At 60.1% G+C, this 13,297-nt stretch carries 13 protein-coding genes and 4 pseudogenes; 5 read left to right on the top strand and 12 right to left on the bottom strand.

The features are described 5' to 3' along the window. Window positions 1-102 precede the first annotated feature (102 nt). Window positions 103-1,124: pseudogene (locus tag JMY24_RS37385) on the bottom strand (IS3 family transposase); the annotation flags it as partial. Between the two features lie 545 nt (window positions 1,125-1,669). On the opposite strand from JMY24_RS37385, the pseudogene JMY24_RS37380 reads away from it, so the two are divergent. Further along, window positions 1,670-2,086: pseudogene (locus tag JMY24_RS37380) on the top strand (type 2 periplasmic-binding domain-containing protein); the annotation flags it as partial. 55 nt (window positions 2,087-2,141) lie between these two features. On the opposite strand, the gene JMY24_RS39845 reads toward JMY24_RS37380, so the two are convergent. The 3 genes from JMY24_RS39845 to JMY24_RS37365 are packed head-to-tail and all read right to left on the bottom strand — an operon-like array spanning window position 2,142 to window position 3,853. Next, window positions 2,142-2,276: a DUF1289 domain-containing protein gene (locus JMY24_RS39845; protein WP_128598539.1), complete on the bottom strand. Its 135-nt coding sequence runs from the start codon at window positions 2,274-2,276 to the stop codon at window positions 2,142-2,144. A gap of 3 nt (window positions 2,277-2,279) precedes the next feature. Beyond that, window positions 2,280-3,566, bottom strand: coding sequence for a CDF family Co(II)/Ni(II) efflux transporter DmeF (gene dmeF / locus JMY24_RS37370; RefSeq protein WP_128598538.1), 1,287 nt, complete (start codon window positions 3,564-3,566; stop codon window positions 2,280-2,282). Between the two features lie 8 nt (window positions 3,567-3,574). Next, window positions 3,575-3,853, bottom strand: a complete 279-nt coding sequence (locus JMY24_RS37365) for a metal/formaldehyde-sensitive transcriptional repressor (RefSeq protein WP_128598537.1) — start codon at window positions 3,851-3,853, stop codon at window positions 3,575-3,577. A gap of 179 nt (window positions 3,854-4,032) precedes the next feature. Between JMY24_RS37365 and JMY24_RS37360 the strand changes: the two genes are divergently transcribed. Beyond that, entirely contained in the window at window positions 4,033-4,407 is a 375-nt protein-coding gene (locus tag JMY24_RS37360) for a TfoX/Sxy family protein (RefSeq protein WP_128598536.1), read from the top strand. Window positions 4,408-4,783: 376 nt separating this feature from the next. On the opposite strand, the gene JMY24_RS37355 is transcribed toward JMY24_RS37360, so the two are convergent. The 7 genes and pseudogenes from JMY24_RS37355 to JMY24_RS37330 all read right to left on the bottom strand — a co-directional run bounded on the left by JMY24_RS37355 (window position 4,784) and on the right by JMY24_RS37330 (window position 8,777). After that, complete coding sequence (locus JMY24_RS37355; RefSeq protein ID WP_128598535.1) at window positions 4,784-5,512, bottom strand: cytochrome c biogenesis CcdA family protein; 729 nt, start codon at window positions 5,510-5,512, stop codon at window positions 4,784-4,786. Then, window positions 5,512-5,931, bottom strand: coding sequence for a thioredoxin family protein (locus tag JMY24_RS37350; RefSeq protein ID WP_236597768.1), 420 nt, complete (start codon window positions 5,929-5,931; stop codon window positions 5,512-5,514). The genes JMY24_RS37355 and JMY24_RS37350 overlap by 1 nt, the downstream gene beginning before the upstream one ends. 43 nt (window positions 5,932-5,974) lie before the next feature. Beyond that, entirely contained in the window at window positions 5,975-6,190 is a 216-nt protein-coding gene (locus JMY24_RS39130) for a GDCCVxC domain-containing (seleno)protein (RefSeq protein ID WP_128598534.1), read from the bottom strand. A gap of 93 nt (window positions 6,191-6,283) precedes the next feature. After that, window positions 6,284-6,781 carry a DoxX family protein gene (locus JMY24_RS37345; protein WP_193425440.1) on the bottom strand — a complete coding sequence of 166 codons (498 nt, stop codon included), beginning with the start codon at window positions 6,779-6,781 and terminating at the stop codon, window positions 6,284-6,286. Between the two features lie 504 nt (window positions 6,782-7,285). Further along, window positions 7,286-7,573 (bottom strand): annotated as a pseudogene (locus JMY24_RS39520) (HvfC/BufC N-terminal domain-containing protein); the annotation flags it as partial. Then, window positions 7,551-8,441, bottom strand: coding sequence for an MNIO family bufferin maturase (gene bufB / locus JMY24_RS37335; RefSeq protein WP_128598532.1), 891 nt, complete (start codon window positions 8,439-8,441; stop codon window positions 7,551-7,553). The pseudogene JMY24_RS39520 and the gene bufB, both read right to left, overlap by 23 nt. 15 nt (window positions 8,442-8,456) lie before the next feature. Continuing rightward, window positions 8,457-8,777, bottom strand: a complete 321-nt coding sequence (locus JMY24_RS37330; protein ID WP_128598531.1) for a BufA1 family periplasmic bufferin-type metallophore — start codon at window positions 8,775-8,777, stop codon at window positions 8,457-8,459. A 265-nt stretch (window positions 8,778-9,042) separates the two neighbouring features. Between JMY24_RS37330 and JMY24_RS37325 the strand changes: the two genes are divergently transcribed. Together JMY24_RS37325 and JMY24_RS37320 are read left to right on the top strand one after the other, a co-directional pair. Continuing rightward, the gene (locus tag JMY24_RS37325) at window positions 9,043-9,570 is read left to right on the top strand and encodes a sigma-70 family RNA polymerase sigma factor (RefSeq protein WP_128598530.1); all 528 of its coding nucleotides are present in this window, start codon (window positions 9,043-9,045) and stop codon (window positions 9,568-9,570) included. Further along, on the top strand, window positions 9,567-10,220 hold the full coding sequence (locus JMY24_RS37320) for an NrsF family protein (RefSeq protein ID WP_128598529.1): 654 nt from the start codon (window positions 9,567-9,569) through the stop codon (window positions 10,218-10,220). The genes JMY24_RS37325 and JMY24_RS37320 overlap by 4 nt, the downstream gene beginning before the upstream one ends. 349 nt (window positions 10,221-10,569) lie before the next feature. Here JMY24_RS37320 and JMY24_RS37315 read toward each other — a convergent pair whose 3' ends face one another. Continuing rightward, complete coding sequence (locus JMY24_RS37315; RefSeq protein ID WP_128598528.1) at window positions 10,570-10,920, bottom strand: hypothetical protein; 351 nt, start codon at window positions 10,918-10,920, stop codon at window positions 10,570-10,572. A 414-nt stretch (window positions 10,921-11,334) separates the two neighbouring features. Between JMY24_RS37315 and JMY24_RS37310 the strand changes: the two are divergent. Next, a pseudogene (locus JMY24_RS37310) lies at window positions 11,335-13,297 on the top strand (efflux RND transporter permease subunit); the annotation flags it as partial.

The raw sequence follows: 13,297 nt of genomic DNA, 5'->3' as shown, positions 1-13,297 counted from the left end.
CCCGGCGACGTCAAACTGATCAAAGGCGCAGGCAGTCGATACGGCGGCAGGCCGCCCCGTCTAATTCCCGCTCAACAAACCGAACAAGGTGCATTATGAAGTCAACGCCTTACTTTGCGGGCTGCACACCGGCGTCGTCAACGGTTTCAATCCGATGGATGTCGCGAAGCTGCGGGTCTTGTCCGCCGTGTAGCCCGAGCCGTTATCCGTCAGCCATTCGATTTCGGCCGGCGCCTTCAGGGCGTTTCCAAAGCGGTTCTCGACGGCTGCAAGCATGACATCACGCACCACGTCGCCGCTATGGCCGCCGGTCGTTGCCGCCCAGCTCATCGCTTCACGGTCGCAGCAATCCAGCGCAAATGTGACGCGCAGCGGCTCGCCGTTGTCGCAACGAAACTCGAAGCCGTCGGAGCACCAACGCTGATTGCTCTTCGATACAGCTACCTTGCCGTCATGTCGCCGCTCAGGCCGTGGCGGAAGCGCCCGGCGCTGCAGCAACAGGCCGTGAACACGCATCACGCGATACACCCGCTTGGCATTGACTGAAGCGGCGCCCTGCGATTCCCTCTCGCTTCGCAACCGGCCCCATACGCGCCGATAACCGTAGCTCGGCAAGTCGGCAATGCACAACCGAATTTCCTCGACCAGGCTCGCATCATCGGTCTTGCGGGCCGTGCGTGCGTCCCGCCAATCAGCAGGCCGCGTGCGCTTTGCCGTCACATTCGAACGCGCTACACCGAGAACGTCACAGACCTGCTTCACTGGTCGTCCCCCGGCAATGATGGCGAGCGCGCAATCCATTTTTTTGCGCGGCCATACTCCACGGCTTCGCGCAGGATTTCCACCTCCATCGTTTTCTTGCCCAGCAGCCGTTGAAGCTCCCTTACCTGCTTGAGCGCGTCGCTCAGCTCCGAGGCCGGCACGACTTCCTCGCCAGCGCTGACCGCAGATAAGCTGCCGTCCTGTTACAGCTTGCGCCAATGAAACAATTGATTCGGATTCACGCCGTGCTGGCGTGCCACCATCGAGACCGTCTTGCCCGGCTCGAAACTCTCCCGCACCATCGCCAGCTTCTCATCCGCTGACCACCGCCGCCGGCGCTCCGGCCCAGACAGAACTTCCATCACTTCTTGCTTGTTGTTAGTCAAAAACACAGTCGTATGCCTACCCGCTATTGTAAGTGGGAGACTGTGTCCGGACTTTCAGGGGGCCGCTCCACCGGCCTTCGTCGGGGCCGGCTGGGCATCTCGTGCTGCAGCCGCGCTCTTCTCATCCGCCGGCTTCTCATCGGTGTTTGCATCGCCGTTGGCATTCTTCGGAAGTGAAAGGCCTTCTTCGTCGGTTTCCTCACGCTGGGTTGGCTCATGACTATCTCCGGACTGATAAACGGTATAAACCGTATATACCGTTATATTCCAACTGCCCAGACCGCATTGGAGATGCCACCCTCATACCCGGACCACCAAGTTGTCCACACAATCTGTTCGCAAGGCTGTGGACAATTCACGAGCAACCGGCGCAAGTCGCTGACACCGTTGAATCTGTCCATGCGCACTTGCCGCGTGCGTTTGACTCGCCACCAGCAGCGAGGACAGTGTGAAGTAGGCACATCACGGCCCGACATCAAAACCTCTGCGGGCACAACGACGACAACCAGCCTGCTTGAACGCAGCGACTGCCTGGTGCCATCGGCTACGTCGAGTGGGTCTACGCAAAGCAAAACAGGATGGCATACACCGCCATGAAAAATGCTTCGAGCGCTATCGTTCAGCCGAGGACAGAGACTTTCAAGGCGGCCGCCGCTGGTGCAGACTGGACAAAGACGTTCTATCAGATTCTCACAAACGAGCCCGGCAAGGATGCGTGCCCTATTGTCGGGGCAACCTTTGTGCTGCTTCATACAACGCAGGACAAGCCCGACCACGGCAAGGAAACAATGAAGTTCTTCGATTGGGCTTTCAGAAACGGCAATCAGGCGGCACAGGACCTTGACTACATCACGCTCCCCGATTCTGTAACGACGGAGATTCGCACGCAATGGCGTTCGAAAGTGAAGGACGCGTCTGGCAAACCAGTCGCTGAATAGGTACTGAGCTCTTCGAACCAATTTCTCGCCCTGTTGGTCCTATGCAGCATATCGCTCAATAGTGGCGCTCACCGGGCGATTCGAAGCAACGAAGCACTCGTGTCCATCGAGGGGTACGGAAGCATCCGACGCACGGGCCAGATTTACCATCAATTCGACACACGTCGATACACGGTGAGTTGACTGCCATCGTTCAAGCCGTCGCGCGAGCGGGATTCACCTCGACCGTCACATGCGACAGGCCCTTGAAGCGCTGGAGGGCCGAATGATAGAAGCTCGGATTATGCTGCGAGTCGCTGGTCGCAACCGATACCACCGCGCTCATGTGACCCGGACCAAGGCGCCACACGTGAAGGTCGAGCACCTTGTCTCCGTTTTCTTCAATCACATGACGGACGTTGTCAGCCATCTTCTCGTCGGGGTTCATGTCGAGCAGAATACCCCCTGTATCGCGCATCAGACCGTAGGACCAGTTCGCAATCACCAGTGCGCCGATGACTCCCGCCAGCGGGTCCATCCACAGCCAGCTAAACGTGCGCGCCAGCACCAACCCAATGATGGCGAGCACCGAGACTGCTGCGTCTGCCATCACGTGAACGTAGGCCGACCGGATGTTGTGGTCCCGGGCAGCGGCTTCGTGAACTTCGTCATAGCCGTGCTCGTGCTCTTCGAATTCGACTTCGTGCTCGCCATCAGGCAGCCGGACGATAGCCTTGAACGCATGCGGTTCGGGGATGTCCTCTTTCGACTCCAGGTAGCCACCCCGGTCAGCAAATCCGAAAGGCTGCCGCGTACCATCGGGCCGTATTGTCGTCACAGAGATAGCGGCTGCGTCAAGCTTCGAATTCAAGGTTTCAGGCGCAATGCGAAATACCGGAGGCACACCATCTTCAAAGATGGACACTGCAAACACACCGGACGGTGCAAATATGCGTTGAACATCGTGCTCGTGGGCGTCCTCGTCACGGCCGTGGCTATGACCACGGCCGCGGTTGAGTCCATGACTGTGACCATGATGGTCGCTGCTCAACAACCAGACACTGGCGATGTTGACGAGCAGGCCTACCACGGCGATTGGAATCGCTTCACCGAAGCGAATGGGCACAGGCGAGAGGAACCGCGAGACGGCTTCGTAGCCAATCAGCAGGGCAATCATCGCCAGCACGATGGCGCTGGTGAACCCTGCCAGGTCACCCAGCTTGCCAGTACCGAAAACAAATCGCGAATCAGTCGCGTGTTTGCGAGCGTAGGTGTACGCCAGCGCCGCAATCAGCATCGCGCCCGCGTGCGTCGACATATGCAGGCCGTCGGCCACAAGCGCCAATGACCCGAACATGCTGCCGCCACCGATTTCAATGAGCATCATCGCGCTGCAGAGCGCAATCACCGCCCACGTCTTACGCGCGTTGCTTTCGTGAGCTGCGCCCAGGAAGATGTGGTTGTGTCCCTCCCCGAAAGCGGTGTTTTCAAATGCGCTCATCTCTGTCTCTACTTGAAGTAGCTGTGGACCACTTCGACTAACTGCTCCGTTGCACTTCCGTCGCGCCCTTCGCCGGCCTCTTCTGCGTCGACCAGATGGGTGCGGATGTGGTCCTCGAGCACCACAGCCAGCAGACCGTTCATCGCGCCCCTGCAGCTCGTGATTTGCTGAAGGACGTCATTGCATCCGCGCTCTTCCTCAAGCGCACGCTCGATGGCCTCGACCTGCCCTTTGATACGACGGACTCTGTTCAGAAGCTTCTGTTTCTCGCGAACGGTGTGACTCATGATTCCTCCATATACCGTGGGGGAGTATACGTCATAAACAAGCTCCGTATAGGGTGGGGGGGTATAGTTTGGCGGGTGTGACAATCGGGCGTCTAAGGCGGCAAGGTTTGGCCTATGATTTGTGAACAAGCATGCGTCGCGCGACGCTATTCGCGACTTCCGAGTGGACGAGGTAGGCCGTGCAAAAGCCGAGCGAAGACCACAACACCCTGCTCGGTTCCTTGCGGGCAGTGGCGGCCCAATATGGCGACATCCACGAACGAGCAATGTTCGGATGCCCGGGGTTCTTTGCAGGTACGGCGATGGTCGCCTGTGTATATGGCAACCTGGTAGTGCTCAAGCTGCCTGCAGACCGCGTCACTGCGCTACTGCAAACGCCTGGTTGCTCGTTGTTCAAGCCATACGACCGGGCACCGATGCGTCAATGGCTGACATTTGGCGCAGCCAGCCCAGCGTTTGATGCGCTCGCGGACCTCTTTAACGAGTCTGTGTCATTCGCGCAGACGCCGTCTCTTAACAGGAAACGGCACGCCAAGGCACCAACGAAACGATAGTTCCGTCTATCGTTCGCGGCACCAGTTCATGGGCTCGTAACGCATATCCGTCGCACCGTTGCATCTTCCTGGTTGTTCACAGATTTTGTTGGCAAGGCTGTGGATATCCTGGGTATGCAACCGCCAACCTGTTGACGCGTAGACGATTTCTGTGGCTGCATTATTCTTCGTGCAATTGCATTCGCCGCCATCGCGACCGTGGCGTCGTGGCTCGCGCGGCCAGTCTGCGAGTGGCCGCCCACACGGGTCCTGAGCATCCGCGGGCACCAAACAGAACAGGTGCCGGGGTTTGAGGCGCCGCCGAAATCAACCACGCTATCGGGTGGCTCACACCGTGCTCGACGACGTTGACAGTCGCGTTCCCGGACGTTGCCGGTCACAAGGCCGTTGTGAATGCAATCAGCCACGGCGGACTTGCGGAGAGAATTGCAGTCTCGAGCACCTTGTCCAGGCCGGTTAGGGCAAGCACGCCGAGTGCGATGAAGAATGCTCCAAAGATGGCCTTCCCGACCTTCGCCGCCGAACCAAGTGCTCCGCGCCACCTTGTCATCGACGCTCGCGAAAGCGCACCCAGTATGACCAGCGGAAGGCCAGCGCCAACGCCAAACACCATCATCAACATCGCAACATCGCCAAGGTTTCGCCCCTGGGACGCGAGCGTCGTGGCCGCTCCCAATGTCGGACCAACGCACGGTGTCCAGACTACCCCTACGAGCAGTCCAATAGCGAACTGACCGGGCAGAGAGTCACCCCTTACCTTGCTCAAGCACTTCTGGCCCGCGCTGCCCCAGCGTGCGGTCGCACGGCTGAACACGGCCTGCAAGCGGGCAGAGAGCATCACCAGTCCAAACAGAATCATCAACAGCGCGGCAACATCGCGAAAGACGCTATCGTCGAAACCGAGCGATGCGCCCAGCGTCGCCAGAAAAATGCCGATGACTGAAAAGGAGGCACCCAATCCGAGCGCGAGTGCAATGACGGCCGTCCGGTTCGCCGACAACGCCGACGCGACGAGAACCGGCACCAGCGGCAGCACACAGGGGGACAACGTCGAGAGCGCGCCCGCCGCGAAGCTCAGTCCGAATGTCCCCAGTCCGAAGTCCATCACAAGGCCTTGGCGAACGTATCCCTGATATCCCGCTCGCGCGTTTGCCCTGTCGACCGGTCGACTTCGTGGCCACCTTTGAACACGACGAAGGTCGACTGCTGAGTCACCTTCATGGCGCGCTTCAGGGCGGCTTCCTTGTCGTAGTCGGCCACGAAGATAGTCACCTGCTTCATGTCCGGTTGGGCTGCAAGGCGGTCGACAATTGGCTGCTGAACCTTGCAGGTTGGGCACCAGGTTGCATGGAAGTAGACAATGACCGGCTTCCCGGCGGCGTTCAACTGGTCAAACTGCGCCTGGTTGAACGTCTGTTCGCCGCCGACCGCTCCGACTGCAGCAAAGGCAAGCGTTGCAACAAGAAAAATGCGCGCTATCGTGTTCCACATGCTCGTTCTCCGAATACCGGCAGGTGCACCCATGTTATTCATTTGACAGGAAAGACCCATTGCGCGTTTCGTCGAATCAGTGGACGCGACACGAACCTGCCTGTTGCATCGCGGGGCACGCCGTCGTGCCATATGAGCAGTAAACGCAGCAATCCCCGGCCTTCGGCTTGAGAACCGTTTTGCAGCGCTCGCACTCGTAAAGCAACACGCAGGCATCGATGGGCATCATTTCTCGTTTGGCGTACCCGCACATCGGACAGGTGATGGTCGATTCACGTATGACTGTCTTCATCACTTCGACTCTCTCAACCTGGACGGACCACGTGATTCTTCCCGTTATAGTCGCCGAACCGGATACGTCACCCAATGACAAAAAAGGCCTGTCTCAGTCTGCCGGGCGACCTGACCTATTACTGGAGACGGTACTTAAGCGTCTATATAGCAGATGGTCCAGCGACCAGCCGCCCGCGCCCCGGCACAACAGAACGAGCAGCATGGCTGCCCACTGGATGTGTGTGGGCCACGCAAGCGGATACACAAATACCTCGATGACGGTCGTCATGCCGAGCAGCACAAACGCGACGGGTCGCGTGGCCAGGCCCAACACCAGCAGAACCGGCGTGGTCAGTTCGATTGATACTGCGAGGTAGGCGGAGAACTCCGGTGCCAGCAACGGCAATCGATAGTCTTCCCTGAACAGTTCAAGTGCTGTATTCCAGTCGGCCAGTTTGGTCATAGCCGAGTTCCAGAAGACCGTTGCCACTGCGAATCGCAGCAGGAGCGCAAGGACCGTATACGGCCCGCCCTCCAGCCATCCAATGACATGTAGTATGCGGCCGTTCAGCGTCGACCCGCGAAGGGCGGATTGAGATTCTCGTGTCATGAGCGGGCTCTCTGGTGTCGGACCGAGCGTACCGGCATCGACAAAGTAACCCGATGCCAGCAGCGACGCGAGCCACACGTGCGCGTCCCTGTCCGGCGCTTCGGCAAGCGCATCGTGCAGTGAGAGTCCCGCAAACAACGCCGTTGTAATCCGCCATTGCCAGTCGGCTATCTGCCTGACCTCTACGCCGACCGCGCGCCGGTAAATGTTGAGCCAGACCGGGCTGGCGTCCAGCCTGATACCCGCCAATGCTTTGTCGTCGTGGGCCAACACCGCGCGCCAGATTGCATCCACCGGAAAGTCTGATTTAAGCAGCCGCACAGCAGGGCTCGACACAAAACGCGTGGACCCCAACCCGTCTTCGTTCAGCCGCTCAAGGCGTCGCAGGTCGAGCGGTTTTGCGTCTGGCGCATGCAGCACCTCGTTCACGGCCCATTCAAGTCGTGCAGTGTCCGGCAGATAGTCGAGCGACGCCGCTTCTGGCATCCGTGCCAGGAAATCCGGGAACGTCGCACCATAGCTATCGAGCTGTGCATGTGACGGCGGGCATTGCTCGATGAACAATCGAACCGCACCTTCGAAGAATTCTTCCCCTACCAAAGCGTGTATGGCCGGATAGGAAAGCTGCAACGCTTTGAGCAGGGTACTGTTCACCGTATTTCGATAAATGGCGAGCCGTGCTTGTGGGGCCAGCCCTTCGGCTACTACGTATTCAGCTGCGCCAGCGTCAGCAAGACCGAGCAGGTCCGCGCGGACCGCGAGTTGCAACTCAAGCAGCGTTGGGGTGCACATTGTCATTATGCTGTCCCTCGATATATGCCTGCGCAATCGCCGCCTCTTCCAACAGGACTTCGAGCGCCGGCACGTCCGTGTCCCACTCGATGAGGGTGGGAACGGAGCCGAAGCGCTTGAGTGCCTGTTGAAACAGGTTCCATACCGACGGGGCGACGCGCGAACCGTGGTCGTCGATGCGAATGACCTGCCCATGGTCGAGCTGCCGCACACTGTGACCGGCCAGATGAATCTCGGTGACGGCCGACGGAGGCAGAGCATCCAGATAGGACGGTGCATTCCACCCGTGATTGCTGGCACTGACGTAGATATTGTTGACGTCACAGAGGATGCCGCATCCTGTGCGACGCGCGAGCTCCGCCAGGAACTCCCACTCCGGTATGGTCGAATGGCTGAAGCGCAAATAGGTCGACGGATTCTCTATCGAGATGCGCCGCCGCAAATTTGTCTGGACGTAGTCGACATGCGCACAGACAACTGCGAGCGCCTCTTCCGTCAGCGGTAATGGCAACAGGTCGGCAAGGTAGGTGCCGCCGCTAACGCTCCACGCGAGGTGCTCGGAGACCAGGCCAGGCTCAATGCGGTCGACAACTTCGCGCATTCGCTCCAGATGCGTAGCGTCTAACCCTTCGGCGCTACCCAGAGAAAGCCCGACTCCGTGAAGAGAGACTGGGTAATCGCAGCGTATGGCATCCAGATACCCCGGTGGGCCACCGCCACCCATGTAGTTCTCGGTGTGCACCTCAAACCACGCGACCGGTGGCCGCCTTTCGACAACCTCCAGGTGGTGCCGGAAACGCAGCCCAATTCCGGCACGCGCCGGAATCAGGCCGGACGCACATCGCGATGCAGCAGAAGCGGCAGGCATTGCTTGCTCCGTTGCTTACGCGGGCTTCAGCTTGCCACCCTGGATTTTGCTGCAATCTCCAGCGGGGAGCAGAACGAATGATTTGGGGTCGCGTGCCTGGGTGGCCTGGCCAGCGCACGAGTGGGCCCCCTCTGCGCAGTCGTTCTTTGAAACGGCGTTGATACCGAAACATTTCTCCAGTTTGTTCTGCTCCATCCGGGCCATGTTGTCTTTGACAACCTGGGGCATCTTGCTCATATCCTTCATTTCCTGAGCCTGCGCCGGCACTACCTGTAGGGCAAGCGCCAGGCCGATTGCCGACGAAAGGGTCGAAGCGGCCATAACATGTTTGTTCATCGCGCATCCTCCTGAGGATTGCGGCCCCGCACCCGGACCGTGTAGGGAAGTTCGGCCGGTCACCGCAAAAGGTTACGTCCCGGGCAAACTTTTTCTACGTGACAAGCGGCCGTCATCGCAGCAAAATTTTCGGATGCTCCAGCGTCCGCACACAACCAGTCCAGTTCGAGGTTCCGGGAGAGGCGTCCTGGAGACAACTGCATCTGGCCAACGGACGGAGCCGCTTGCCAGCCGCGCTGACGGCACGCTGGACTGGTCCAGCGCCATGGCGAGAGCACAGGCAGGTGACAGGGAGGCCTATCGCCGGCTGCTCCAGGACATCGCTCCCTATCTTCGCGCGCTCGCGGCGCGCCACATCCGCATTGAAGAGGACATAGAGGACACGGTTCAGGATGTGCTGCTCACCGTGCACTCGGTCCGCAATACCTACGACCCGGCCCGCCCGTTCGGACCGTGGCTGGTGGCCATTGCCAACCGGCGCATCGTCGATGGACTGCGTCGGCGCGGACGCGTCGGGTCACACGAAACCCTGATGGAAACTGACCTGGAAACCTTTTCTGCTGCTGAAGCGAACCTTCAGGAAGACGCGGTAGATGCCCGCCTGGTCAGGGAAGCGATAGAGCAACTGCCAGTCGGACAGCGCGACGCCATGCGACTGCTCAAGCTTGAGGAAATGTCTCTTCAGGAGGCAGAGGCGGCGAGCGGAACGTCGGTAGCTGCGTTGAAAGTCGCCACTCACCGGGCGATGAAACGGTTACGTGAACTGTTCCTGCCTCGAGGTGGCAAATCATGACCCGGACCTCCGACCTGATTGACGTGCTGGTTGCAGATGCAACGCCGGTCCGGCGCCTGCGTCCTCCCGCGACGAGAGCTGCATGCTGGCTGTTGTTCGCGGGCCTTGTGATGCTCTTCGTCGGTACCGCGCATGGGGTGCGTGCGGACCTGGCGCTCAAACTCCATCAACCTCTCTTTGTCACAGGCGTAGCCGCAGCGATGACGACCGGCGTCCTCGCAGCAATAGCGGCCTTCATCGCCAGCGTGCCAGGTAGGTCACGCCGCTGGCTTGTGTTGCCAATACCCGCCTCGCTCGTTTGGGTGGCGACCATTGGCTATGGCTGCCTGACCAGTTGGGTCTCCATTGGTCCGGACGGTATGTCTTTGGGAGAAACGGCCCGATGCTTTGCAACTCTGGTACTGGTCAGCGTGCCGCTATGTCTGGCGATGCTCGTCATGCTGCGCTACATAGGCCGCCTGTCACCAACTCCGGTCACCATGACTGGGACCCTTGCGGTCGCGGCGCTAACGTCGATAGCGTTGTCAATCCTGCATCCGCTCGATGCCACCATGATGATACTGGTGTGGAATTTTGGTGTTACTGCGCTGTTCCTGTGGTTAAACGGCCGATACGGGCGGTGGCTCCTTGCGTGGGTGGCGCAGCGCTAGCACCGAAGCGATGAATGTCCTTACGTGGGTAAGGTCGCATCAGAACGTCCGCTTAACTTTTGTATCGCGCGAATGAGGGTTGGCCGGGCTTCGTGACGATCGGAAACTACGGATGTTGACGAGTTCGGGCTGACCTGGCGCACTGATGCCAGCGGCGGCCCTTACTCGACTGTCGCGAAAAACCCCCAGGTATTCGAAGCCCTCAGTACTGTTCGCATCAACGAGAGAACCGAGCGCTCCAACCGACACAAGCGCATCGACCGTCATTCTGCGGTTGGATATGAAGCGCCACGTCGGCGACAGCGTCGCCGCGCCGCGCCGCGTTCGTCGCTGTGGAATGGAAATCCCTTCAGTGACCGGCCAGGGTGAACGGTCGGCCCGTCAGGCGCAGATGAAGAATGACCAACCATCGCTGCGGGCAATGCGACGCGACCGCAACAGGTGGCCCAGAAGGGACTCCGGCACTTGTATGACCGCCTTGTGCGGCGCGATGAAATGCGGCGTGCGCGAGCTGACGCGTAATGACTACACTGATCACCATCACGGCGATCGCAACGAGGCGGAAAACGGTCGAGACGAACATATGCTGCATCTCAGGAGCAAAGGCGACCGTCACGCACGCGAGTACCTCTGCGGCCACAGCCGTGAGCGAGGCCACCATCAGGTGCGCCCGCAGCATATCGACGGTGACTGGCTTCATAACCGATGCGTCTCCTCTACCAGACATACGCTGAGTCTCATGTAGTGCCTGCGCGCGCGGGCGATACGGTTCGAGGAACATCGTACCGATCCGACCTGAAGGCGACCTGAAGGCAGTATCCAGCGAGCGCGCCCTGGATCGAACGTTGCCAGGATTGCGCCGTGTGGCACGGTCAGTCAGGCCGAAGAACTGATGCTCCTGCCATTCCACAGACCTGTAGTCCCGCAGCGCAGCCGCGCATGAATGCAAGTCGTGAGTGGAAATGCGCGGCGAGCAATGCGCACGCGTCTGGCACCACAGGTCAACCAGCATGGGTAACCGGCTCCTTTCCTCCGCTCCGCCGGACGAATCCAGTCAAAATTGGTGGTGACATTGCTCGGCACTCCCGAATCCGGTCGGCATCAGGGGAAGGCGTCCTCCGTTGTGCTAATGGCAAACGGCCGCATTGAAGACCACTACAAGCTGTACCTCGTCATTGCCGATGCCACGATCACACAGCTCGACGAACTGCGTAGCGTCGTCGTGTCCGCAACCGGCCCCACGCAGATTCGCCTCGGCGACATCGCGACCGTGCGACGCGGCGTCGTGCCCCAATGGATGCGCGTGACCGCCGACGGCAAGGACGCGGTTCTCATCAACGTCTATCAACAGCCTGGCGCGAACAGCGTGGCAATGGCCAAAGCGATTCGGGCGAGACTCGCGGACTTCCAGCACCAGATGCCGCGAGGCGTTCATCTGTCCAACTGGTACGATCAAAGCGAACTCGTGATCGCCTCGGCGACCAGCGTACGCGACGCGATCATGATCGGCGTCGTCCTGGCTGCGTTGACGCTTTTCTTCTTCCTGCGCAACTGGAAGATCACAGCAATTGCCGTAGCACTCGTGCCGGTTGTCATGGCAGCAACCATCCTGCTGCTCCAGGTATTCGGCATGGGCTTCAACATCATGACGCTCGGCGGCATGGCCGCAGCGGTCGGGCTCGTGATCGACGACGCAATCGTGATGATCGAACATATCGTGCGACGCATGCGCGAGGGCGGCGCCCGCGCCTTTCATGGCCGCGTGATGGCCGCGGCGCTCGAATTCACACGGCCGCTTGCCGGGTCGTCGGCGGCGACGTTGATCATCTTCGTGCCGCTCGCGTTCCTCTCGGGCGTCACCGGTGCTTTCTTCAAGGCACTGTCGATCACGATGGCGAGCGCCCTCTTCATTTCCTTTCTGGTCACGTGGCTCGCGGTGCCGATTCTGTGCGACCGTTGGCTCAAACCGAAAGACGCCGAGGAACACCGCGAAACACACTTTGCCTCGTGGATGAACCGGCGCTACGCAATACTCGTCGAGCGCGTCACTGAACGGCCCGTCCTGGTGTTGTTGGGTGTCTTACCGCTCGTTGCGGTGGCCGCGTTCGCCTTCACGCGCGTGGGCAGCGGCTTCATGCCCAGCATGGACGAGGGCGGCTTCGTGCTCGACTACCACACGCAGCCGGGCACTTCGATTAGCGAGACGGACCGCCTCATGAAGCAGGTGGAGCGCATCATTCAGGCAAATCCGAATGTCGCGACGTATTCGCGGCGCACGGGCGCGGGTCTCGGCGGCGATCTGAACGAGCCCAACAAGGGCGACTTCTTTGTGCGACTCAAATCCGGCAAGCGAGAGCCCATCGACACCGTGATGGAAGAGATCCGATCGAAGGTCGAGACGCAGGTGCCCGGCGTCAATGTCGAACTCGCGCAGCTCATGGAAGATCTGATCGGCGACCTCACGGCAGTCCCGCAACCAGTCCAGATCAAGATTTATTCCGACGACCAGAACACGCTCGACACAACCGCACGCAAGGTTGCCGCACGAATCGGCAAGATCCAGGGCGTGGTGGACGTGAATGACGGCATCAACCCGGCGGGCGACGCACTCGAATTGCACATACGACCCCAAGCCGCTGCCGCCGAGGGCATGGATCCCCAATCGATTGCGCAGGCCGTTTCCGACATGGTCGAGGGTAACGTAGCGACGCAGTACCAGAATGGGCCGAAAACGGTCGGCGTCCGGGTGCGCGTGATGGGCGCGACTAGTTTGACCGACACGCAACTGGGCCAGCTACAGATACGCGCCCCGGACGGACACCTGTTCGCGCTGAATCGCGTAGCGGATCAGATCACCGTGACGGGGCAGCCGGAAATCAGTCGCGACAATCTCAAGCGCATGGTCGCGGTAACGGCGCGCATCGACGGACGGGATCTCGGCTCCACCATCGCCGACGTACAAAAGGCACTCAGCGATAAAAGCCTGTTGCCGGACGGCGTCTACTACGAACTGGGCGGCTTGTATCAGCAGCAGCAGATCGCGTTCAAAGGCTTGCTGACCGTGTTCGGCGCGGCGA

This window comes from Paraburkholderia kirstenboschensis, from assembly GCF_904848585.1.
GTDB classification, from domain to species: Bacteria; Pseudomonadota; Gammaproteobacteria; order Burkholderiales; family Burkholderiaceae; genus Paraburkholderia; species Paraburkholderia kirstenboschensis.
The sequence above is the reverse complement of the archived record's forward strand: the minus strand, read 5'-3'. Positions and strand labels throughout refer to the sequence as shown.